This is a genomic window from Flavivirga aquatica, from assembly GCF_001747085.1.
Taxonomy (GTDB): Bacteria; Bacteroidota; Bacteroidia; order Flavobacteriales; family Flavobacteriaceae; genus Algibacter_C; species Algibacter_C aquatica.
Window position 1 is genome coordinate 100,900 of sequence record NZ_MDJD01000028.1, and the last position, 23,668, is coordinate 124,567.

Annotated in this window: 15 protein-coding genes; 1 reads left to right on the plus strand and 14 read right to left on the minus strand. The window is 31.9% G+C overall.

The genetic code is table 11. The features are described 5' to 3' along the window. Positions 1-620: 620 nt before the first annotated feature. Positions 621-1,790 (minus strand): SMP-30/gluconolactonase/LRE family protein, encoded by a 1,170-nt coding sequence (locus tag A8C32_RS05670; RefSeq protein ID WP_069829473.1) that lies wholly within the window; start codon positions 1,788-1,790, stop codon positions 621-623. A gap of 337 nt (positions 1,791-2,127) precedes the next feature. Between A8C32_RS05670 and A8C32_RS05675 the strand changes: the two genes are divergently transcribed. Further along, the gene (locus tag A8C32_RS05675; RefSeq protein ID WP_069829474.1) at positions 2,128-4,908 is read left to right on the plus strand and encodes an Ig-like domain-containing protein; all 2,781 of its coding nucleotides are present in this window, start codon (positions 2,128-2,130) and stop codon (positions 4,906-4,908) included. A gap of 128 nt (positions 4,909-5,036) precedes the next feature. Here A8C32_RS05675 and A8C32_RS05680 read toward each other — a convergent pair whose 3' ends face one another. The 13 genes from A8C32_RS05680 to A8C32_RS05740 all read right to left on the minus strand — a co-directional run bounded on the left by A8C32_RS05680 (position 5,037) and on the right by A8C32_RS05740 (position 23,258). Beyond that, the gene (locus tag A8C32_RS05680; protein WP_069829475.1) at positions 5,037-5,879 is read right to left on the minus strand and encodes a hypothetical protein; all 843 of its coding nucleotides are present in this window, start codon (positions 5,877-5,879) and stop codon (positions 5,037-5,039) included. Positions 5,880-5,881: 2 nt separating this feature from the next. Then, positions 5,882-7,024 (minus strand): GIY-YIG nuclease family protein, encoded by a 1,143-nt coding sequence (locus A8C32_RS05685; protein ID WP_069829476.1) that lies wholly within the window; start codon positions 7,022-7,024, stop codon positions 5,882-5,884. Between the two features lies 1 nt (position 7,025). After that, positions 7,026-7,757: a type VI secretion system tube protein TssD gene (tssD, locus tag A8C32_RS05690; RefSeq protein WP_069829477.1), complete on the minus strand. Its 732-nt coding sequence runs from the start codon at positions 7,755-7,757 to the stop codon at positions 7,026-7,028. Positions 7,758-7,969: 212 nt separating this feature from the next. Beyond that, positions 7,970-9,550, minus strand: coding sequence for a ThuA domain-containing protein (locus A8C32_RS19805; protein ID WP_083253263.1), 1,581 nt, complete (start codon positions 9,548-9,550; stop codon positions 7,970-7,972). Between the two features lie 59 nt (positions 9,551-9,609). Further along, positions 9,610-10,992: a D-xylose transporter XylE gene (gene xylE, locus A8C32_RS05700; protein WP_069829478.1), complete on the minus strand. Its 1,383-nt coding sequence runs from the start codon at positions 10,990-10,992 to the stop codon at positions 9,610-9,612. A gap of 2 nt (positions 10,993-10,994) precedes the next feature. Then, positions 10,995-12,311 (minus strand): xylose isomerase, encoded by a 1,317-nt coding sequence (gene xylA / locus A8C32_RS05705; RefSeq protein ID WP_069829479.1) that lies wholly within the window; start codon positions 12,309-12,311, stop codon positions 10,995-10,997. 4 nt (positions 12,312-12,315) lie between these two features. Beyond that, a complete protein-coding gene (locus tag A8C32_RS05710) occupies positions 12,316-13,800 on the minus strand; it encodes a xylulokinase (RefSeq protein WP_069829480.1) in 1,485 nt (494 codons plus the stop codon). A 9-nt stretch (positions 13,801-13,809) separates the two neighbouring features. Next, positions 13,810-14,808 (minus strand): GntR family transcriptional regulator, encoded by a 999-nt coding sequence (locus tag A8C32_RS05715; protein WP_349267231.1) that lies wholly within the window; start codon positions 14,806-14,808, stop codon positions 13,810-13,812. Between the two features lie 193 nt (positions 14,809-15,001). Next, a complete protein-coding gene (locus A8C32_RS05720; RefSeq protein ID WP_069829482.1) occupies positions 15,002-16,300 on the minus strand; it encodes a TRAP transporter large permease in 1,299 nt (432 codons plus the stop codon). Between the two features lie 3 nt (positions 16,301-16,303). Next, on the minus strand, positions 16,304-16,765 hold the full coding sequence (locus A8C32_RS05725) for a TRAP transporter small permease (protein ID WP_069829483.1): 462 nt from the start codon (positions 16,763-16,765) through the stop codon (positions 16,304-16,306). Positions 16,766-17,052: 287 nt separating this feature from the next. Further along, positions 17,053-17,949, minus strand: a complete 897-nt coding sequence (locus A8C32_RS05730) for a TRAP transporter substrate-binding protein (protein ID WP_349267232.1) — start codon at positions 17,947-17,949, stop codon at positions 17,053-17,055. 3 nt (positions 17,950-17,952) lie between these two features. Next, the gene (locus A8C32_RS19810) at positions 17,953-20,892 is read right to left on the minus strand and encodes a DUF5060 domain-containing protein (RefSeq protein ID WP_205635374.1); all 2,940 of its coding nucleotides are present in this window, start codon (positions 20,890-20,892) and stop codon (positions 17,953-17,955) included. A 617-nt stretch (positions 20,893-21,509) separates the two neighbouring features. Then, the gene (locus A8C32_RS05740; RefSeq protein WP_069829484.1) at positions 21,510-23,258 is read right to left on the minus strand and encodes a family 43 glycosylhydrolase; all 1,749 of its coding nucleotides are present in this window, start codon (positions 23,256-23,258) and stop codon (positions 21,510-21,512) included. Positions 23,259-23,668: the final 410 nt, after the last annotated feature.

Consider the following 23,668-nt stretch of genomic DNA (forward strand, 5'->3'; position numbering starts at 1 on the left):
AAAAAATACTAGAACTTAATTGAATTATTAATAAGGGAGGTATCTAATAAACGTTTATTTGTTGAGAATAATGAGGTATGTGATTTTCTGATTTGAAAAACAGATAGTTAATTAATTTGAAGTAATATGTTCATTATAGTAAGTATTTTAATGATGTATAAATTTAACTATTATTTTTTCTTGATGAGAAAATAATGAAATAAGTTCTTCTCTAGATTTAAGCTGAAAATCTTCAAAACTAAACCTATGAGATATTATATATCTGTAGTATATCCCTTTGTTTATAAAGACGATAAATTTATGTAATTATTTTTTAGATGAAAACGTAGTTGTTTTAAAATACATTTTATATAAAACTTATCTTGACTTTTTCTATTTTCTAAAAAATGTCCAAAATTTGTCCATATTTCAGTTATTTTTTCATGCGTAGCGATGCTATGATCTTTAAAAGCAGCTTTATCTGAACAAATTTTGACTCATTTTCGGTTAACAAAGTCAAGATGAGTTTATAAAATAACAATATAAGTAACTTTGGATACTTTTTTAAATAAAAGAAACTCCAACAGATAGAACTATTGGAGTTTCTTTTATTTAAATAATATGCAATAATAGTTTATATTTTATTTTAAAATAACTCTTTCAGTAGCAACGCCTTTATTCGTTTTTATTGATAAAAAATATAGACCACTTTTAAGGATTGAATTTAAACTAACTTGTACTAAGTTGTTTGTTTTTTCGAATTTAGAATCTTCTATTTTTTGACCTAATTCATTATAAAGACTAATTTTTTCAATCTCAGTATTTCCAACAGTAATATTTACTTTATGGTTATTACTTGGAACTGGAAATACATTAAAAGAAAGTTTTGAACTATCGCTTACAGATAAACTTGGATCAGGTAAGTCGAAAGGATGTTGGAAGCCAGTAACAGCAGGTAAGCTAACACTGTATAAGTCATTAGGAGTTGTAACATAAAGTGTATTTAAGCTAGCTCCTCCAAAAGTACAGTTAGTTGGGTTTTCTGTGAAATTAATAGTGTTTGTTAATGTTCCAGAAGTATTAAATACTTGTATAGATTTTTTGTTAGCCACATATAAGTTACCATTTGTGTCTAAAGCCATTCCATCAGCTCTAGAATTAATATCTGTGTTATCTGTATCTGTTAATGTCGCAAAAACAACTTTGTTGCTAATTAATCCAGTGTTAAGATCTATGTCGAATTTATAAATATTGTAACTTCCAGAATCACTTACAAACAAACTTTTTCCATTGTTAGAAATTAGGATACCGTTAGGGAAGTCAATAGTATTATCTACTAATGTAGCTGTTCTAGTAGGCCCAGGGCTTATATAATAAATTTCTTTTGTTCGAATCCCATTAAATGTACCAGGACTTGTTATATAAACACCTTCTTTTTTATCAATACACAAGTCATTAGGGTTGGTAAGACCAGTTGTAAAAGTTTCTAATATAGTTCCAGAAATATTTCTTCTAGTTATATTTCCGTCTCTAAAGTCGCACACTATTAATTCTAGATCTTTATTAAACATTAGACCATTAGTCCTTGCAGGTGAAGTTATGTTAAAAGCAGTGGTAAATGTATTATTAGTTACAGAGTATTTTTCAACAATTCTTCCAGAAATATCTGAAAAGTAAATATTGTCTGAGCGATCCCAAACAGGACCTTCTGCAAATCCAAATTGTCCTGTACTTAATTTTACAGGTGTTTGGGCAAACAATTGTATAACACAATTTAATAGTAGGGCTAGGGATAGTAATTTTAATTTCATAGTTTTAAATTTTGCGGTAAAAATATGAATTCAAGGAAGTTGTTTATAAGACTATATTACCTTATAGATAGCTTTTTTTATCTTATTATAAAATTCTGTTATGGGTGATAGTTTCGAATTTTATTAAAAGTAAGTATTATTCATCTTCAAAATTGATTGACTGCATATACACATATAGAAGACCAATTTTTTCTTAAGTATTTAGTTGATAAAAATCATTAAACGGAAACAAAGTTTGTTCATAAAATATTTATTTGTAATTTGTGAGAATCATATTACCAGCGTGTTACGTTTTTTTTTATGTAATATGAAACTAAACTAATAATTAATTTAAGTTATGAAAAAATTTAAACACCAAATTTTTATGCAAGTATTTATGCTTAGCATAATTTTAGTAATGAGTAGCTACTCTACATTTGCTCAAAACCCATTTACAGATCCAAGCAATTCTGGAGGCTGGATTTTAAATCAAGACCTTAGTGATGAATTTGAAGAGGGAACTATTGACGAAACAAAGTTTTTACTTCAAGGAAGAAATGGAGAATATAGGTCCAATTGGATTGGAAGAGCGCCTTCTCAGTTTTCACCAGATAATGCCCGACAAGAAAATGGAAGCCTTAAATTGCAAACTCGATGGGAACCAGACTTTGAGTTTTCAACAACACCACAAAGAGATGGAACTAAATATGAAAATATTACAGTTTCGGCGGTTGTTACCAGAAAACAATTTCTTTATGGTTACATGGAGATAAAATCTAAAAGTGCAAACATATCTATTCAAAGTTCGTTTTGGGCTACGGGCAAAGGTTGTGAATTAGATATTTTTGAGAATAATGGAAAACCTTCTTTACCTAATAAAGAGAAGTTAGAAACCGAGCTATGGAGTTCTATTCATGATTGGAGCCAAGGTGGTGGTCCTACCATTTGGACAGGGAAAAAACAAATGCCCTTTAGGTTTGCTGATGATTTTCACGTATATGGTTGCGAATGGGATCCTGAGTACATTAAAATTTTTGTAGATGGTCAACTGATGAGACATGTTACAAAGGATGAAATGGGAGATAATTGGATTATGGACCAGCCTATATGGTTATGGCTTGATAATGAAACCTTCCCATGGCAAGGGAACCCATCTCAAGCAGATTTACCTGCAGATTATGAAGTACAGTATTTAAGAGTTTGGCAAAAAGAACTTTCAACACCTGGTCCAGTAACACGTGTTAAGGTTTCTAATCCTACTTTAAAAATGCAAAAGGGACAAAAAGGATTTTTAACCAAAGAAGTATTTCCTTTTAATGCAACAAATCAATCTGTTAGATGGACTTCAAGTAACACTAGTGTTGCTAAAGTTTCTGGAGGAGGTGTCGTTACAGCACTAAAAAAAGGTACAGCAACTATTACTGTTAAATCTATTGACGGTAATAAAACAGATGCTTGTATAGTTACAATAACAGATCCTATAACAGATAATATTGTATCAGATTCAGGTTTTGAATCTGGAAATTTAAATGATTGGGAAGATAGTAAAGGTAATGCTAGTGTTGTTTCTAATAATGCGCATTCTGGTAGCAAATCAGTTTATTTTGATGGTGCAGGTACAGCAGCTCAAATTATAAGGGTTGATCCCAATACTGTATATACGTTATCTGCTTGGGCTAAAACAGGTGGTGCAGACCAGCAAATTTATATTGGAGCAAACGAACATGATGGTAAAAACGTAGCACTTAAATTTAACAATCCTTCGTACAATGAAAAAAGCGGATATTTTACAACTGGACCCAATAGTTACAGTTCTAGAGTTTATGCTTGGAATGGAAATAAAAACTGGAAAATAAATGCCGATGATATTAAAGTATTTGGTAGCGTGTCTTCCACAAATGCTATACCTGTTTCTAATGTTACGTTATCTAGAAATACATTAACATTGAGACAAAGAGAGTCTGAAATGGTGATACCTAAAGTTTTACCATTTAATGCTACAGATAAATCATATACATGGACATCAAGTAATACTAGAGTATGTACTGTAACTCCTATAGGAGCAGTTCTGGGAAAACAGGTAGGAACTGCAATCATTACTATAAGAACAGCCGATGGTAATAAAACTGCAAGTTGTGTTGTTACCGTAAATCCATTGAATTCTACACAAGTAAGTGTTACGGGAGTAACAGTATCTCCAACATCAACATCAATTGCTGAAGGAGCGACTACTATGTTAAATGTTAATGTATTACCCAGTAATGCTACAAATAAAACCGTTACTTGGAGCTCTAATAATACTTCGGTAGCTACTGTAAATTCAAGTGGAGTGGTTACTGCTCAAAGCCAAGGTGTGGCTGTTATAACAGTAAGGACTTCTGATGGTAATAAAACTGCTATTTTCAATATAACAGTTACGGAAGAAACTGCTACAAGCGGAATACCTCTAGGAAGTACTATCTGGTTAAAATCATATGGAGATAAATATGTAGCCAGAGCTTCAGGAAATAATTTACAAGCCACAGAAAATAATCTTAATTCTGGTGGACAATTTGAAGTTGTAGATGCAGGAAACGAGTTTGTTGCTTTAAAGAATATTGAAAATAATAAATATGTACAAGTAATTAATAATAGTGGAAACTCTTTGCGTGCAGGATCTTCTGGTATTTTTAACAGACAACTATACACATGGACGAGTCAAGGGACAAATAAAGTGGCTCTTAAGGCTAAAATAAATAACAAGTTTGTTTGGGTTGATAATAGTAAATCAACTAAGCCAGTTCAGGCTCATTCTAACTCAATAGGAGACTGGGAAACTTTTACGTGGGGAATAGTTAATAGTGGACGCAGATCAACCGCTAAATCCAATGTTATTAAGGATACTTCTCAGATAGAAGAAGTACGTATCTATCCTAATCCATTTGAAAAAGGAAATCTTAATATTGAATTAGCTGAAGTTTCAGATGTGAGTGTCACTGTATTTGATATAACAGGAAAAGCAATATTTATAAAAAAGTATGTTGAGCAATCTAATATAACAATTAATACAGAGCAAGTAAGGCTTACAAGTGGTGTATATTATATTAAGATTCAGAATGCTGTAAAAAAAGCTATAATGAAAAAATTGATTGTTCAATAATTGAACAGTATTAAATAAATATATAAAAGAGAGGCAGTTGCAAGTTGACTGCCTCTTAGTTTTATATCTTAATCATTGTAAAACATTCTCTATATCAGCAGTATAATTAATTGAATTAAGTACTAATCTTAATTTAATATTTCCTTTTCGGGATATTCAACGTTATATTTACTACTTGCTCGACTACCAAAAAATATAGGAACATCTTTTGCTGGTGTTGTGTCAAAATCATTTATAATTGTCGTTCCCAAAGTAACAAGCCTATTTAAATTTGAAAGATTTTTAACAAACTTAATTGAGGCCAACTTTTTGCAATCTATTATTTCTAAATCCTCAAGTTTTTCTATTTCTCCCAAAGGACTAAAATCGCTTAATTTATATAAACTATCAAAATTTATTTTTTTTATATTGTTTAAACTAGAGATGTGGGAGATATTGTCAAGACTCCTTAAATCTGTAAGTTTTAAAATTTCTAGATTATTAAAACTTTCAATGCCTTTTAAACTTTTTAAACTTCCTCCAAGCATTGATAATTCAAGAATGTTTTCAAAACATTTCAAAGTGGTTAAATCTTTTTCTTTATAACGGGTTAGATTAAGGTCTTTTACTTTTGTTTGATGAGATAGGTTTTTGATTTTTTTAGGATACCAAGAAATAGAAAGAGTCTCCAACATATTAACTTTTCCCATATCTATAATTGTATCGACATCTGTATAAAACCCAATAGAGAGAATTTTAAGTTTTGATAAAGAATAAACAAAATCATTTGATGCTAAACCACTATTACTTAAAGACAATTGCTCTATTTTATTAAAAATAGAAGCAAAATCTTTTAAGAACTCTTCATTATTAAATTTCCCTTCTAAATTCAAGAAGTGTTTTTTAGGGTTATAAATTTTAAATGCTTCTTTTAAATTGGTTGTAGGTTCGATCACCATTCTAATAATGGTTGGTAATTTTATTAATCTCATAATTAATTAATATTTTTTAATGATTGTTCGAGAGACTCTCTTAAACCGTATCTCTCAAAATTATCTATTACGCCTTCTGCTTTTTCCATAAATAAATCTATTCCTTTATCGGACTTTAAATCAAACCTTCCACCAACAGGGTTTCTTTTGTTTAAAATGTTTAGTAGTTTTCTATTATCTTGCCAATTATTTCCGTGTTTCTTTAAGATAAGCCAATTTTCCACCACTTCCATTTGATAATCTGTTGCCCCATCCATTTTATGAATTATAGAGCCTTTATCTAAAGTCTTGGTTGCAAATTGCCCTCTTTTGGGGTTAAAATGTTGTGTAAATCTTTGGAAAACATTTTTTGATTTACCTATATAATTTTCGACATCATCACCATTTTTTACAATTAGGTCATATATTCCTTCTGTAGCTTCTTTATTTGTTTTGGCAAGTTTTTTTAATTTTCTTGCTTGTTTAGTGACAGTTGCAGCGGTTCCAGCAAAAGGAATCATAGCAGCAAAACTTAAAGCAGCATCTGCATAATTACCTCTTGATAAAGAAATAACTCCATTAATACAATCTGCTATCTCTCCAACACCTGGAATTAAACCAACCACATCTAAAGCTGTTTGTGTTGCGTCTGCCCATTTTTCCCAAGTTGTTGGTCCACCTTCTTTTTCACCGTCGTACTCATTAATGGTGTCCCATTGCAAAGGTTGCGAATTTGGTATAATAGGCATTTGTCCAAATTCTGGGTTATCTACATATTGTATCTCTGGTTGATTTATACCTTCAAAGTTTACATCTGGAAATGCTAATTTAGCTTCTGCTAAAGTGCCTTTAAAAGTTCCATGAGAGTTATTATAGTACCAAACTTCTTCTCCTCTTGAAGAGATTTCTTGTTTAAATTGACTTACTACAATTGTGCCTTGTTTAGTTACAGTAGCAGCAGTATTATATTTAATTTGAGCAATTGTTTCTCCAACACTAATAAACTCGTATTTCACTTGCATTAATGAAGTACCTTCTTCATTAACACGAACAATATTGGATTCTTTTTGTTCTTCAGTGAGTTTTCTATCTATGTTTTGTACAGGAACAATAGTCTCTTTCTCTACCTTATTTTTGTAGATAACTTGAAATTTATTTTCTCCCATTTTAATCTTTTTCTTTATAGTCTTTTGGAATTACGCTTACAGGAATTTTATCTGTATCAGACTTTATTTTGTATTCCTCTATAATATCATTTTTTATTCGTTCATTATTATATGTGAAGTCGATAACTTTTGTGTATAATTTTAAATCAACAATTTCACCAATCATATTTCTGCTCTCTAAAACTAAATATGCCTTTTCTCCGTAAGTTAATTTTGTATCCCTATTGTTGTATTTATCAGTATAATAGAAAGCAATTATTTTTTGTTCTTGATCTTCTATTGGTTGATATGGCATTCTTTCACTTGGTGGCACCCAACTTACATTCCAACGTTTTATAAAGTCTACACCGTAGTTTTGAATGGCAGGTGAAATCGTTAAAATGGTTTGCATAGGTTCTTCACTTTCCGCATTGAAAACTTCTTTAAAATAGATTAGATGGGCATCATTGAATTTATAAGTTTTTGTTGGAGGATAATCAAATCCATTTTCGTAAAAACAAACTTTTCCTTTTTCCATTTTATCAATTTCTTCCCAAGTTTTATCTTTGTTCTCTTTAGTCATCCATTGTAAAATTTGGTCGGTATCTTTTCCTGTTGGGAAACAAAGCTTAATTAACCCACCCATAACATCTGTTTTGGGTTTTCCATTTTTTCTATACTCTCGGATATATTTCATCTTTACCCAAAGTAATTCTATTTCTTGTCCTAATATGAATAGTTTTGCTTGTGTCATTTATTATATTTTGCCTTTGAGAGCTTTTACTTAGAGGTAAGAATAATACAGAGTATATTTCTTTACAAATACTCTTTCGCCTACAAATCTATAATATTTTTACTAACGTCAAAGTAATTACTATCATTAAAGTATCTATTCTATGTTAGTTATAATAGATGGATTAACATGATACAAATTCTAAAAAACATCTTTTTCATATCGTTTTAAAATTACCACCCCGTAACCTCTAAAACACTTTCAGGAAAAGTCTCAATTCCTTTAATTTGTATGGCTTTATAATAAGCTTCGGCACCTTCAGATTGTATTTGAATACGACCACCAGATAGCGGAATTTCTAAATTACTATTTTCTTGTTGGTAGCGTGTGTTTTTTAAAGCCGAAACAATTTTACCATTAACAACAAAAACGGATTTGTTACCAACGGTATATATTTCTATTGTATTCCATGCTCCATGAGGTTTTTCCATGTTTTTAGAGCGTTTAATGCGACCTCCTTTATGTTTCCCTAAAAATGAAGATGTAATTTCTACACCATTAGCCTTATAAACATGTCCTTTACCATTAGGCGCATTTACAACAGGAATATCGGCAATGGTTCCAGATAACGGGAAAAAATCACCAAAATCATCTTCTTGTACTTGGCACTCTAAACTTCTCATCCATACATTCCAGAAAGTACCATGTGCCCCTGTAGCATGAAATAAAATACCGTTATCTCGTTTTGCTTTTAATCTAGGTTCCCATTTTTTATTACCCCATTTAAATTCACATTTAAAGTGATAATTTTGATACATATTTTTAGTGGTTAATCCTCCATATATTTCACCTGAAACTTTTAGTATTGGTTCTCGTTTTTTCTCTTTTATTATTGAAAAGACTTGTAAAGGATCGTTATTTAAACCCAAGGGCTTACCTTTCTTAATATTTTTTCTTTTTGGAAATTCAAAAGGTAATGTCACACTGGTATGAGGGACACCAATATACTTGTCCCACATCGTTAAATCTTTATCTAATAAGTTTACCCATGTATTAGATGTTTGAATATTATATCTTTTTCCCGCCCATAAAATACTGTTTTTTAGATGCTCTTTAAAAATAGGGTTAGTGTATTGTTGTATTGTATGACCTAATCCAGTATAAAAAACACGTCCTGTAAATTTGGTATGGTACCAGGATATAGGGTGGGGGATTCCCGAAGGTTTTCTTTCTTTAATACTGTTTTCGTCAAGTTCTAATAGCACATTACAGTAGGTTTTTAAAGGCGTTTTAAAATAATACCATTCATCTGTAGTGATCCATTCTTTTTCTAAAAAATTAATGGAAGGATGTTGCGTATTTTTATGAACGATTAGACGTGCTTCTTGAATTTTTGGGTGATTTTTAAATTGTGTACCTATCAAATCGTTATAAAAAGACCAATTATATTCGGTGTCTGATGCAGCATGTACACCAACAAAGCCACCACCTTGCTTTATAAAATCTTCAAAAGCAATTTTCTGTGCTTTATTTAAGATATCTCCAGAGGTATTTAAAAATAGAATAACGTCTACTTTTTCTAAATACTTCGTATTAAAAAAAGAAGGATCTTCGGTCGCCGTCATTTGCCATAATTGTTCATCACTTATTTCTTTTATACTTTTAATACCTGTAGAAATACTATGATGTCTAAAAGCTCCAGTTTTAGTAAATACTAAAATATTTAATTCAGAATTTTGAAGTGTTTTTTGTGGACTTGAAAATGCTGAAAGCCCTAAGACGGTAAAACTAAATAGTAGTATTAATTTTTTCATAATAGTTATCTGAGTTTATAAAAACCCTTTGTCTATAGTGTTATGTTTAATAATGATTTTTAATTCTTTTTCCAAAGCTCTTCCATTTCTTCTAATGTTTTTCCTTTGGTTTCTGGCACCATTTTCCAAACAAACAGCGCAGAAATAATACTCATTATTCCGTAAAATAAATATGTTCCGCCACTGCTAAACTCCATCATAGGAGGGTAGGTAGAGGAGATAAAGAAATTTGCTGCCCATTGTGCTGCAACAGCAATAGCTATAGCTTGACTTCTAATTTTATTTGGATATATTTCTGAGATAAGAACCCAGCAAATAGGTCCCCAACTCATCATAAAGGACGCTGTATAAATTATAATAAATATGAGTGTAGCTATACCTATAATGTTTTGAAATGCTAGTATAGAAATGGCAATCATGCCAATAGCCATGCCAATTGAACCCGTAATTAATAGTGGCTTTCTTCCCCATTTATCAACAGTTAAAATAGCTACCACAGTAAAAATAACATTAATTAACCCCATAATTATGGTTTGTAACATAGATGCATCTTTGGCAGCCCCCATACTTTCAAAAATTCTTGGTGCATAGTACAAAGCGACATTAATACCAACAAACTGCTGAAAAATAGATAATAATATACCAACAATTATTACAGCTTTACTATATGAAAATAGTTTTCCTTTTGAGGATGTGTCGACAGATTTTTTAATATCACTTAGAATTTCTTTTGCTTTTTCCACGCCATTAAAGCGAGCAAGAATAGATAATGCCTCATCATCTTTATGTTGTAAGGCTAAATATCTAGGGGTTTCGGGCATGAAAAACATGAGGATGGCAAATATTGATGCAGGAATGGCTTCAGATAAAAACATTCTTCTCCAACCTATTTCATTTATCCATTCTATGGTTTGTCCGTCTGCAATACCCCAGTTGATGAAGTATACAACCAACATTCCAAAAATTATCGCGAATTGATTTAAAGAAACAAGCTTACCACGTATATTAGCTGGTGCAATTTCTCCAATATACATGGGACATACTGCAGATGCTAAACCAACACCTATACCTCCTATAATACGGTAACAATTAAACATCCATAATAAGCCCATAGATGGTGTGCCTTTATCAAAAAATAAAAACTCAGGATTTCCAGAGCCTAACGCAGATAGTAGGAATAAGATACCTGTAATAATTAATGCTTTTTTACGGCCATAAATGGATGATACAAACCCAGATATTGCACCTCCAATAATACAGCCAATTAACGCTGATGAAACGGTAATTCCATGTAAAAAGGAACTTAAACCTTGACTATCAATTAAGAATGCTTGAATTGATTTTTCTGCACCAGAGATTACTGCGGTATCATAACCAAATAATAGACCGCCTAATGTCGCTATTATGGTTACTACATATACAGATGTTTTGTTTTGTTGCATGATTAAATATATTGGTTAATTATATTCTCAAATAATTCTTGTTTACCGCTTTGTAATTTTAACTCACCGTTTTCTTGGGCGATATTATATAAGTCTTTTAAGTCTAATTTTCCAGCTTCAAAATCTTGACCTTTTCCAGAATCGAATGAGCTGTAACGGGCTTTTCTAAGCTTATCATAAGCAGAAGATGTTATAATTTTATCAGCAGTAATTAAAGCACGAGCAAAGGTATCTGCACCGCCAATATGTGCTAAGAATACATCTTCCATATCTGTAGAGTTTCTTCTAATTTTTGCATCAAAATTAATCCCACCGCCTTGTAAACCTCCTGCTTTAAGGAAAACAAGCATGGCTTCGGTAGTTTCTTGAATGTTATTAGGGAATTGATCGGTATCCCAACCATTTTGGTAATCGCCTCTATTGGCATCTAAACTGCCTAACATATCCGCATTTGCAGCAGTCTCCATTTCATGTTGGAAGGTGTGTTGAGCCAGAGTAGCATGATTAACTTCTATATTTATTTTAAAGTCTTTTTCTAAACCATATTTTCGTAAAAAGCCTATGGTTGTAGCGGTATCAAAATCATATTGATGTTTCATAGGTTCCATGGGTTTGGGTTCGATAAAGAAATTACCTTTAAAACCTTGAGCTCTGGCATAGTCTCTTGCCATGGTTAGAAATTGGCCCATATGGTCTAATTCTCTTCCCATATCTGTATTTAATAGAGACATATAGCCTTCGCGACCACCCCAGAATACATAATTTTCTCCATCTAAAGTAATAGTAGCATCTAAAGCTAGTTTTATTTGTCCGCCAGCTCTTGCTAATACATTAAAATCTGGGTTGGTAGAAGCGCCGTTCATATAACGTGGGTTAGAAAAACAGTTGGCTGTTCCCCATAGGAGTTTAATACCCGTTTCTGCTTTCTTTTGTTTGATATATTCTGTGATAGTGGCTAGTCGTTTTTCAAATTCCGAAAAAGTGGTACCTTCTTGTATTAAATCGAAATCATGAAAACAGAAATAATCAAAACCCATTTTTAAAATAAATTCAAATGCGGCATCCGCTTTATCTTTTGCTGCTTGAAGAGGAGCTGATGCTCGATCCCATGCAAAATTTTGTGTGCCAGAACCAAATGGATCACTTCCTTGTCCGCAGAAGGTATGCCAATAAGCAATTGCAAATTTAAAATGTGCTCGCATGGTCTTTCCAGCTACGACTTGTTCTGGATTATAATATTTAAATGCTAACGGATTATCAGAAAGATGTCCTTCATATTTTATGTTATCTATTCCTTTAAAATATTCTTGACTAGCCATAGTTTTATTTGTTATTTAGTATAATTTCTAATTCGTTTTTCCATTTTTTATAAGCCTTTTTATAACCTTTTGTGTGTTTTGAGGGAGTATAGGTCATTACATAGTCATTTTTAGAGATGTTTTTACCAAATTTCTTAAAATCACCATCTGTTAGACCTACAGCTCTTGCAGCTCCAACAGCTCCTGTAGTATTATAAATTTCAATGTCATGACCTATCAATGTAGCTACTGTAGTTGCAAATAGTTCAGATCGAAATAAGTTGTCATTTCCAGCACGTATTACATCAATTTTTGCATGGTCATTTTTTAGTATTTCCATACCATAAACAAAAGAAAAAGCAATACCTTCTAGAGCGGCTCTACACAAATGTGATTTATTGTGTTGGTTTAAGTTTAAATTTTTAAAATGTGTACCTATATTTTTACTATTAAGCATGCGTTCTGCACCATTGCCAAACGGAATGATAATAACGCCTTCTGATCCTATTGGAATTTTTGAAGCTTCCTCATTCATAGCTTCATAAGAGTCTATACACATATTATCGCGCAACCAGCGGTACATAATACCTGCCCCATTAACGCATAATAATTTACCTATATAGTTGTTTTTTTGGGTGTAGTTAACATGTGAGAAATGATTGATCCTAGAGGATTCTTTTGATTTTAAAGTATCTGTTACGGCATAAATGACACCAGAGGTTCCTCCTGTAACTGCAACTTCTCCAGATTGAAATATGTTTAGAGATAAGGCATTGTTTGGTTGATCGCCTGCTCTATAAACTATAGGGGTTCCTATTGGTAAGCCTGTGACTTCAAATGCTTTTTTATTTACTTCGCCTTGGTTAGTGAAGTTTTCAACAATATTTGGGGTAAGTGTATTGCAAATACCATAATATTCTAATAACCAATTGGCTACTGTATCATTTTTATAATTCCAAAGTATACCTTCTGATAAGCCATTTTTGGTAGTATTTATTTTTCCTGTGAGTTTATAAGCGATATAATCTCCTGGTAACATATATTTATGAATTTTATCATAAATTTTGGGTTCATTATCTCGAACCCATTTTAGTTTGGATGCAGTAAAGTTCCCTGGAGAGTTTAGTAATTGATCTGTACATTTTTCTTCTCCTAAATCTTTAAACGCTTTTTTTCCAATAGCAACAGCTCTACTGTCACACCAAATAATAGAATCTCTTAGTAGTTTCCCTTTTTTATCGACTATAACCAATCCGTGCATTTGATAAGAAATACCTATTCCTAATATTTTTGATGCATCGATATTGGCTTTTTTTATGATTTTTTTTGTAGCTATACATGTATATTTCCACCATATGTCTGGAGACTGTTCTGCCCAATGACACTCTATGGATAAAATATCCATTTCTTTTTTAGGCTCATGGAGTGTATATATGTTTTTTCCTGTTTCCGAACTCACCAAAGAAACCTTTACAGATGAGCTCCCTATGTCGTATCCTATATTATACATATGTTTTATTTATAATGATTCTCTTAATATTAATTCTGTTGGAATATATAGTTGCATAGACGCTTCTTCATTAATAAAACCTGCTGCTTTCTCACCTAAAGCTTTAAAGTCTGTTGTAATAACAGATATGCCTTTATAAATAAATTTTTTCATAGGTGTTTCGTTGTATGATAAAAATCCAACATCTACTCCAGGTTCTAAATCTTTATTTCTGCATTGTTCTAAAAATCGTCCTAAAATGCGATCACTAACACTTATATAAGCTATATCTTTTTGGATATTCAAACTTTTTTGATTCGTTATTACCTTATAATCAAATTGAAATTTTTTACAATATTTTTTAAAATAGGTAACTGTTTCTATTGGATGATTTGTAAATGTTGGGTATATAAAATGAATTTCTTTGTATTTTTTAAAGGCACTCATAGCAGCTTTTAACCCATTATAAAAGGCTTCTCCAAAATCTTGAAAAACATAGTTATTTGTGGTATTGGAATGTATATTCCAATCTATTAACAGTAGTTTTTCATTTTTATAATCTGCTAAAATTTCAGGGACAGTTTCATCGTCAAATCCCATTACAACATATTTATAATATTTGCCTTTACTATTATTTAATATGGTTTTAAAGTTTTCTATATTATAATGATGGAATTGTACATCTGTAATAATATTATCTGGTAAATTATTAATGAACGAATGGTATAAAACTTCTTTATAAGCTTTAAAGGTATCTAGTACTAAAAGTACTTTTCTTGTTACATTGGCAACATAATATCCTTTATTAGGTACAGAGTCTATGACACCTTGTTCTTTTAAAATAGAATAAGACTTAAATACGGTGTCTCTAGATAATTTATAGTCTTTACAAATGCTATTAACAGATGGAAGCATATCACCAGCAATCATGGTGTTATTAGCTAAAGCATTATTTATTGCGTTAACTAATTGTTGATACTTTGGAATATCACTGTTCTTGTTGATATTAAGGGAGAATGTTTTTTTCAATGTAATTTGTTCTGGTCTGTTCTGGTATGTAAATATATAAAATTTTATTAGAGATTTATGATGGATGGATTTTAATAGGAGCTTTTTAGCGGATTATAAGAACAGAATAGATCTCTATAATATACTTTATTACAAAAAATTGAAATTTAACTTATTAAGAATAGTTTCGTTTTTTAATTGAACTCACATTATTTTAAAGTAATCCAAAAACTCTTGGTAACCATAATGTTAATTCTGGTAAATATGTAATTAGTAATAATGATACTATCATAGCTAAAAACATAGGTAATAGTGGTTTAACGACTTTTTCTATGGTTGTATTAGCTATTCCAACACCAACAAATAAAACGGAACCTACTGGTGGTGTACATAAGCCTATGCATAAATTTAGGATCATTATAATGCCAAATTGAACGGGATCCATACCTAATTTTGTAATGATAGGTAAAAAGATAGGGGTAAAGATTAATACTGCTGGTGTCATATCCATAAAAATCCCTACGAATAATAATAGCAGATTGATTATTAGTAAAATAACTATTGGATTGTCGCTAAGTGCTAACAATGTAGTACTTATATCTTGTGGTATATTTTCAAAAGACATGACCCAAGACATACTCATAGAAGCGCCTATTAAAAGCATAACTATGGCTGTTGTACCACAGGAGTCAAGTAGTATTTGTGGTAGGTCTTGGGTTTTTATTTCTTTATACCAAAAACCTAAAACTAAAGTATATAATACAGCAATAGCAGATGCTTCTGTGGCTGTAAATATACCTGCTACTATACCTCCTATAACGACAACCAAGAGCATTAAACTAGGAAATGCTTTTATAAATGTGCTTATAATTTCTTTTAGCGAACTTCTTTTTCCTCTTTTATAATTTTTCTTTTTTGCCCATAATGCTGCTACTATCATTAGAAATAAACCTGTTAGGATGCCTGGGATATAGCCTGCTAAAAATAGCGCTGCGATTGAGACTCCTCCACTAGCTAATGAGTATACTATTAAGACATTACTTGGTGGGATGACTAAGCCTATAGTTGAAGAGGTTACATTTACTGCTGCTCCAAATTCTTTAGAATAGCCTTCTTTTTCCATTTCTGGTCCTAAAATACTTCCCATGGCGGAAGCTGATGCCATAGCTGATCCTGCTATGGCTCCCATTAACATAGCTGAAATTACATTGATAAGCGCTAGTCCTCCTGGTAATGAGCCTACGAGTGTTTTTGCAAAATCAATTAGGCGATGAGCAATTCCGCCTTTATTCATAAGCTGACCTGAGAGAATAAAAAACGGAATGGCAAGTAAGGCAAAACTATCTAACCCTGTGCCTATTCTTTGAGATACGGTTGTTAATGCTGGTAGTGCTGATATGCTAACCATCATGGTTAGTAAGGACGATATGGCAATACTCCATGCTACAGGAACGCCTATAAGCAGTAAGCCAATAAAACTAAATACTAAAACGAGTATAGGTAAATATTCCATGTATTATTTTTTGTTTAAAATGTCTGAAACTTTATAAAATATAATTAAAAGACCACTAATTGGGATAACTAAATAGACCAGTGCTAATGGTATTTGTAGGGCAGGGGAGTGTTGCTGTAAGGTATAGGTGATGTATACTAGTCTTGAACCTCCTACTACTAAAGCAAAAAAGCAGAATAGAATGATAATTGCATTAACAAATGCTTTTAATTTGGCTTGCTTTTTTTGATTAAGTTTTTTGGGTATTAAATCTATGGCTACATGCATATTTTTTCCAGAAATGTATGCTGCTCCTAATACACCTACCCAAATCATGAGGTATCTTGCTAGTTCGTCTGTAAAGGAACTTGGGCTGCCTACAATAAAGCGTGTAAAGACTTGCCATAAAACGTTTATAACCATAATGCTCATGATTATTGCTAGTGTCCTTCCTAAAATTCTATCTATTTTTTTTCTTAATTGCATTAGTGTTTAATGTTTTAAAAGTATAAAGTGTAATTTATTTATGTTTAAAATAAATAGTATTTGTTTTAAAGGCATGTTATTTTGCGTGAGGGATTGCAGTGGAAATCCCGTAGCTCGACGTAGGAGATGCGAGGCATTGTAACGTAAAGCCCGACCCTTGTGGTCACGCCATAATTTTAAAAGAAAAACTATTTGTTGTACTGCCATTTTTTGTATTATTTAATTTTTTGAATTCTTTTAATGAGGCTGTATACTGGTTTATCATTTTTGTATTCATTATATATAGATTATACAGTATTTTTAAATATTGTTTTATCTGGTTTGGTAACGATAACTCCTGCTTTTTTTACGGCCTTTATTGCTTCTTGCTCTGAGGTTGCCCATAGTTTTCTTTGATATTTAATTGATTCATTTATAGTATATTGGAACCATTCTTGCTCTTTTTTTGATAGTTTATCCCATAAATGGGTGCTCATAATGAGTACATTTGGTATGGTTGTGTGTTGGTCTAGTGAGTAATATTTACAGACTTCGTAATGTTTTGATAGATAGAATGTAGGTGGATTGTTTTCGGCGCTATCTACAACGCCTTGTTGTAATGCGGTGTACAATTCTCCTGCTGAAATAGGTGTAGGGGAACCTCCCATATTACGAATCATGTTCATGGCTGTGACGCTTTCCATGACTCTAATTTTTAGTCCTTCTAGGTTTTTAGGGTTTAATACGGCTTCTTTTTTTGTGTAAAAACTTCGGCTTCCTGCATCGTAATAACCGAGACCTTTTAGCCAGTATTTTTTTCCGCCATCCAGGAGTTCTTTTCCTATAGTACCATCTAGGGTTTTAAAGGTATGTGCTTTATTTCGAAAGAGAAAGGGAAGCCCAAATACTTTCATGTCTGGTGAAAAATTTACCATAACTGCGGCAGAGACTTTAGTCATTCCTAAGTTTCCAATTTGTAACAATTCTAAGTATTGACGTTCTGAGCCTAATTGTTGGTTTGGATAGATTTCTATTTTTAAAGCGTCTTTAGATGTTTTCTGAAGTTTATTATTCATGAATACCATGACTTTATGTACTGGGTGATTTATGTCCAGACCATGGGCTAGTTTAATGATTTTAACCTCGGTTGTTTTTCCGCAGCTAACTAATAGGAGAAAGGGTATAAAAAGGGCGTGTAGTTTCATTTACTATTTTTTGAATTTTCTAATTAATATGGCCCAATCTTGTTGTGTTTTGTCTGGTGAGTTTCCTAGATTTACTATACGTCCTCCTTTTATTTTTTGAATTTTCGATTTTTGAAGTTCGCCTCCTTTTTTAGGGTTGTACCAAAGGATTTCAAAATCTCCGGAAGCGTTTGATAAGTCTAATATTGAAGTTGATATACCATTTAGATAGACTACATAATTATCGTTCTGTTTGGCCAAGCAGTATACTGTGTTTTTATTTTCTGGATTTCCAACCAAATCATTTCTGTTTTCCATATCCCAAAACGGAATATTGTTATTTTTAAAGAATTTGATGGCATGTACTGCTTGATTCCAAAAGAGATCTCTGGATCGATAGTCTTGACAGGTAATGTCTGAATTTGGGTGTTTGTATCCAAAATACCATTCGTTACCCCAGCCTCCTGCCATAAAGGTACCCCAAAGTGCATTTCTTCTTGCCATGTCATGATTTGGGTTTTCGTTATCTGGTAATAAGGCATGTTGTGCATCTCCTGGTTCGTCTACTGCTACTGCCCATTGTAAGTTTGCTTTTTTTGAAGCTTTTAGCCAATGTAGAACTTCTCCATGAACTTGATTAAAATCTGTTTTGTGGGTTTGTATGGATGGTCCTGTTAATCCACTATTTTTTCCCAAAAGGTCATCATATTGTACGCCATTATGTATAACCAGATGGTGATGATATGGATCATGATTTTTAAAATAATGCGTCATAGCCAATCGTTGTTCGCTAGTTTGTGGTGGGGTAGCGTGGTTTTTTATCCATTCTCCATTTTCTTCACCTAAATTCCAGTTTAGTGCCAGATGATGACCAAATCTAGCTATAAGTTCTCTGTAGTATAGTTTGGTGTTTGCGCCTACACCACCATTATCTAATAGGCCTTGATTTTCAACTTCTAGCGTTTTAAAATGAAGAAAGAGTCCTAGTTTTTGTGCATGTTTAAAGAGGGCTTCCCATTGATCCATTTTTGATACATCTATGCGATTATAGGTGTTGTAGTCGATATATGGAAACACATTTTGATCGTCTCCAACTATATTATTAGTTAGGAATGATACAGAGTTTAATCCTTTTGATGCTAAGTAGTTTAAGGCGCCTACGATGGCTTTTCCTTTGCCATTTTTCCAAGTGAGGTCTCCTTTTTTCCAATCTTTTTCATGGGCTTCCCATGTTTTTATTAAATTGTCTTTATGCCCATCGTTGTGAAAGGTACCATCGAAGTCTGTGTAGGATAAAAAGTTTTCTGGTGAATCTGGACCTTGTTTTAAAAAGTACTCTCCGGTTTCTGCAAATTTTAAATATCGTTTTCCAACATATTGTAAGCGTCCTTTACTTCTAAAATCGCGTCCTTTTTTATCTGTGTTTTCAATAGTAAATGTTCCTGTAGCTCCATCCATATAACCTGCACTAACACCAGATTTTTCTTTATTGCTAACGGCCACCCAATTTCCTTTTCTAAAGTCTACGGCATAGGTCCATGTTCCAATCTCGTCTGGTGCAATATGGACACGCCATTTATTTCCTGAGGTTGCAGAGCTTTGTCCTGCATAACCATTGGCAGCAAAATATCCAGGGATTATATATGTTTTTCCTGATGCTGGATGCGAAAACTTAACGTTAAAACGGTAGTTCATAAAAGGGTTATAGGGATTGGTCTCTGATGTTAGTGGTCCGTTAAAAGTTAGACTGACTTTATGCCATTTTTTTAGTTCTCCTTTTATAATTACGGGTGTGTTTTCATTTCCTGATTTTAAGCTTTCTAAAAGTTTTTGCCCTTCGCCTTGTGGCACAATACTTATTCCGCTCCAAAGTCCGTGGGTATATTTTATGCGGTCTCTACTTCCAAGTTTTCCTTTTATGGTGATTACGTCATTGCTTTTTAGTGTAATGTTTGTAAATGCTTTACTATAGTCTGGTCCTTCTTCGAGAGGTTCTGTACTTAGTTCTGGTCTAAATGTCCCTTTAATATTGTTGTTTACTTTTAATGTAAATCTGGTTCTTCCATGGTTTTCGCCTACGCCATGTACTACAATATCATAAATTCCAGAATTTCCTGTAAATTTTGTAAAGGCTTCTGCCTCTTGGTTTTTATCGGGATTGATGGCTAACCAGGTTCTATCTATGAAAAATGTATTATTTATACTCTTGAAATTTTCTGCTTTTATAGCAATGGCATTTGGGTGCTTCTTTTTTATTTTATCTATTAATGAGAGTTTATTTTTTGGTGGGTTTAGTGTTTCTGGGTTAAAATGTTTATCTGTAGTCATTAACCACTCATCCATTTCGAAACCGTCTTCGCGCATACTAAATTGGATGTCATGTTCTCCTGCTTTATTAATGTCTAAATAAATTAAACCTGGCACACCACAATGTACTTCTAATGTACGTTGTTTGCTGGTCCATGTCCATGCATTTTTACCTTCACACCATTGCATTTTTTGTCCAGAATTTGGCCATGTTCCGTTTAATCCAACATGAACACCATTGTCCTCCGATCCTGTGCTATAGGCTTTAGCCCATATATAGTAGCGTCCTGGTGTATTAATTTTTACTTTATAATGAACTATCGCTATTTTACCAGATTGGTTTGAGAAGTTTGTACCGCTTATAAGTTTGTCTTTATGATTAACTCTGGTGTCGGGTAAAATTTCTATATATTTTTTGCCGCTAGCGGTTTCTGTGTGTAATTCTGGGTTATTGTTTTTTAGAGTGCTTTTAAAACTTTTTGAAATGATATACCATTTGCGAATATCTGTTTTGGTTTGCTTATAAAAATCTTCTGCTTCAACTTTAAGAAATCCGTTTTCTTCTACATGGTTTTTTTGTGATGGTGTTTGTGCGTTTAGATACCACCCTAAGGCTAAAATGAAAACAGTTAATGCAATGGATTGTTTTTTTAACATTTATCGTTCAAATTTTTTATACCTAAAAACACTTTTTTTAAGAGCTTTTTTAGGTATTGTTAGTGACTTATTTTGTACTGAAATTAAAGTAAAAATAAGTAAACAACAGCCTTTTTAAAGGGCGTAAGTAATTCTAAAAAAGGGTAAGAATTAGTCTTTTTAATCTTATATGTCTTTATTTATATGGTGTTAAGAACATATGTTAAAAAGAGATTTACTTCGTTTGTTAGATTTTTACTTACTTAAAATTTTAGAAGATAGCTTTTGCTATTTTATGCGAATACAATTTATATTAAAAACGCTCTTCTAATATTAATTTTGAGTATAAATGATTAAATTCTTTATTAATAAATAAAGAACTTCCTCGGAAAACAATTGTTGAAATTTTATTTAACGAGAAGTTTTATTGAAAATGAGAGTGCTATTTTTAGCAATCTCATTTTTTTAATACATAAATATCTTTTGCAAGATGATTTACATTAATAAAAAGTATGTCTTTATTAGTATATTTTGTGTCTTTATTGGTATATATTGTTTACTGTTTAGTACAACTTTTATCTTTCTTAAAATAAAAGGTAAATAGGGCATAGGTAGCTTACAAATTTGAAATATGGTGTTTATTCTGTTTCCCAGATTTGAGAACCTTTTAAAATACTGTTTTCATTAAATGTATCTATAGTGAAATAATATTTTTGAAACTTGTTTAAAGTTCTTATGGTTAATGTGTTTTTTTCAAGCACTTGATAGTTATGATATAATTTTTCTGGATGAATGCCATAGCGGATGTTATAGCCAACGGCATTACTATTTTTATTCCATTTTAAATTAACAATACATCTGTCGTCTTCTAATCGAGATATTTGTAAATTTACAGGTGTATTAGGTTTTTTACCTTGACCATTTCCAAAAACTCTTAAGTCTGCTAGAGCAAAAGTGCCATCGGGAACATAGTGATTTGTTAATTTTAGATAACGCGCTTTAATTGGTATTTTTAGTTGTGTAAAATTATGTGGGGAATCTTCTTTATTGGATGTTTTATCAATTATGATGTTCCAATTTTTACCATTTAATGAGTATTCTAAAAGGTATTGGTGATAGATATTTGAATTTCTATTATGAAGTTGTGTATCATTTTCAGCAAAATTAATTTGAATGGCATTAATAATGGATTCGTTTTCTAAATCCATTTGAAACCATTCGCCTTTATTTCCTGTTTTGGCACTCCAATAGGTTCTTATTTCTTCATCTGATGCTAAGTTTTTTGAGTAATCTTCTATTTCTGAAGAAACAGTAACGGGTTTTTTATATGAAAGTAGCATCCAATTTGGAAATAATTCTTCTGGAGTAGATATTTTTTTTTGAGGTATTGTAAATGGGAAATCTCCAAAGCCTGTGTAGGTATAGAGTATATGGTCTTTGTCAAAAAATGCAGGATAGATGCCTATTCTACGTTCGAATTTATGTTTTTGAGTAAGGACTATAGTTCCTGTATGCCAATAATTTCCATATTTATCTTGAAATGTATTACCATGACCAGCTCCTGTAGCAAAACCTTCTGGTTTTAGAGCCATAGGGTTATGTTCTGCTAGTGTGAATGGACCTAGAGGTTTATCACTAACGTAAACACCATCATTATAACTTTTAAAGCGTGTACCTGGGCCTGCGTATTGTAAATAATAGTTACCATTATGTTTGTTAACCCAAGCACCTTCAATCCATGGGCTTAAATCTTGATCGTTATAATCTCCCCAGCGTTCCCAACCATAATCTTCTTTTTTGCTATTCATTAAAGCAATGGGGGTTGTTAAGGGATTCATGGTGTTTATATCTAATTCGACACCATATATAGGGTTTTTATTGGAACATCCGTAATATAGATATAGTCTGTCTTCATCGTAAAACAATGCTGGGTCTGTCATAGCAAAAGGAAAATTAGCATTGGCTATGTCCCATTTTCCAGATTTTGGATTAGTAGTTTTATATATTGTAATTGGAGCGTTATTATTTGAAGCCACAAAATATAAAGTATCTTTAATAACAACAGCTGTAGGGGCGTAGTCCTCAAAAGGTAATTGCTTGGATGTAATAAAATGCCATTCAATTAAATCTGTTGAATTCCAATAACCTCCAGATTTTGATGCAAATAAATAATATTCGTCTTTGTATAAAACGACTGTAGGGTCTGCGGCTTCTCTTCTTGAAGGCCCATCAATTGCAAATCTATAGCTTATATCTAAAGGGTTACATATTGTTGTTTGTTTAATAGGGGAAACCTCAATTGTTTTTTTAAGACCTTTTTGGCAACTATTAAAAACGAATAATATTAAGATTAAATAAGGAATGTTTTTATAAGTTGTTTTTTTCATAAGATGTAATATATTTAAGATTACTAGTATGGTTTCTGATTTAATATGGGATTATATCACTGTATCTTTTTTATTGAAACCAAGGGTCGTTTGTTTTTTCTAAGAGTTTTGTTAATTCTAAAAGTAATTTTTGGGCTAATTCGGGTTTATCTTTGATATCAATTTTATTGAGTTGATAAGGATCTTCTAGGCTATCGTAAATAAATGCTTCTTCAATGGTTGTAGCTTCTTTTTTATTCCATTGATTTTTGTTTTCTTTTAAGCAAAGTGAATATCTGTCTGTTAAAACGCTTCGTGATTAAGTTGATCTGGGAAAATTATTAGGATATTAGTTTTTTTTCTATTGTTACTTCCTTTTGTTTTTGCTTACAACTTATGGTTACAAGATTTAGAACCCCTATATAGAAAGC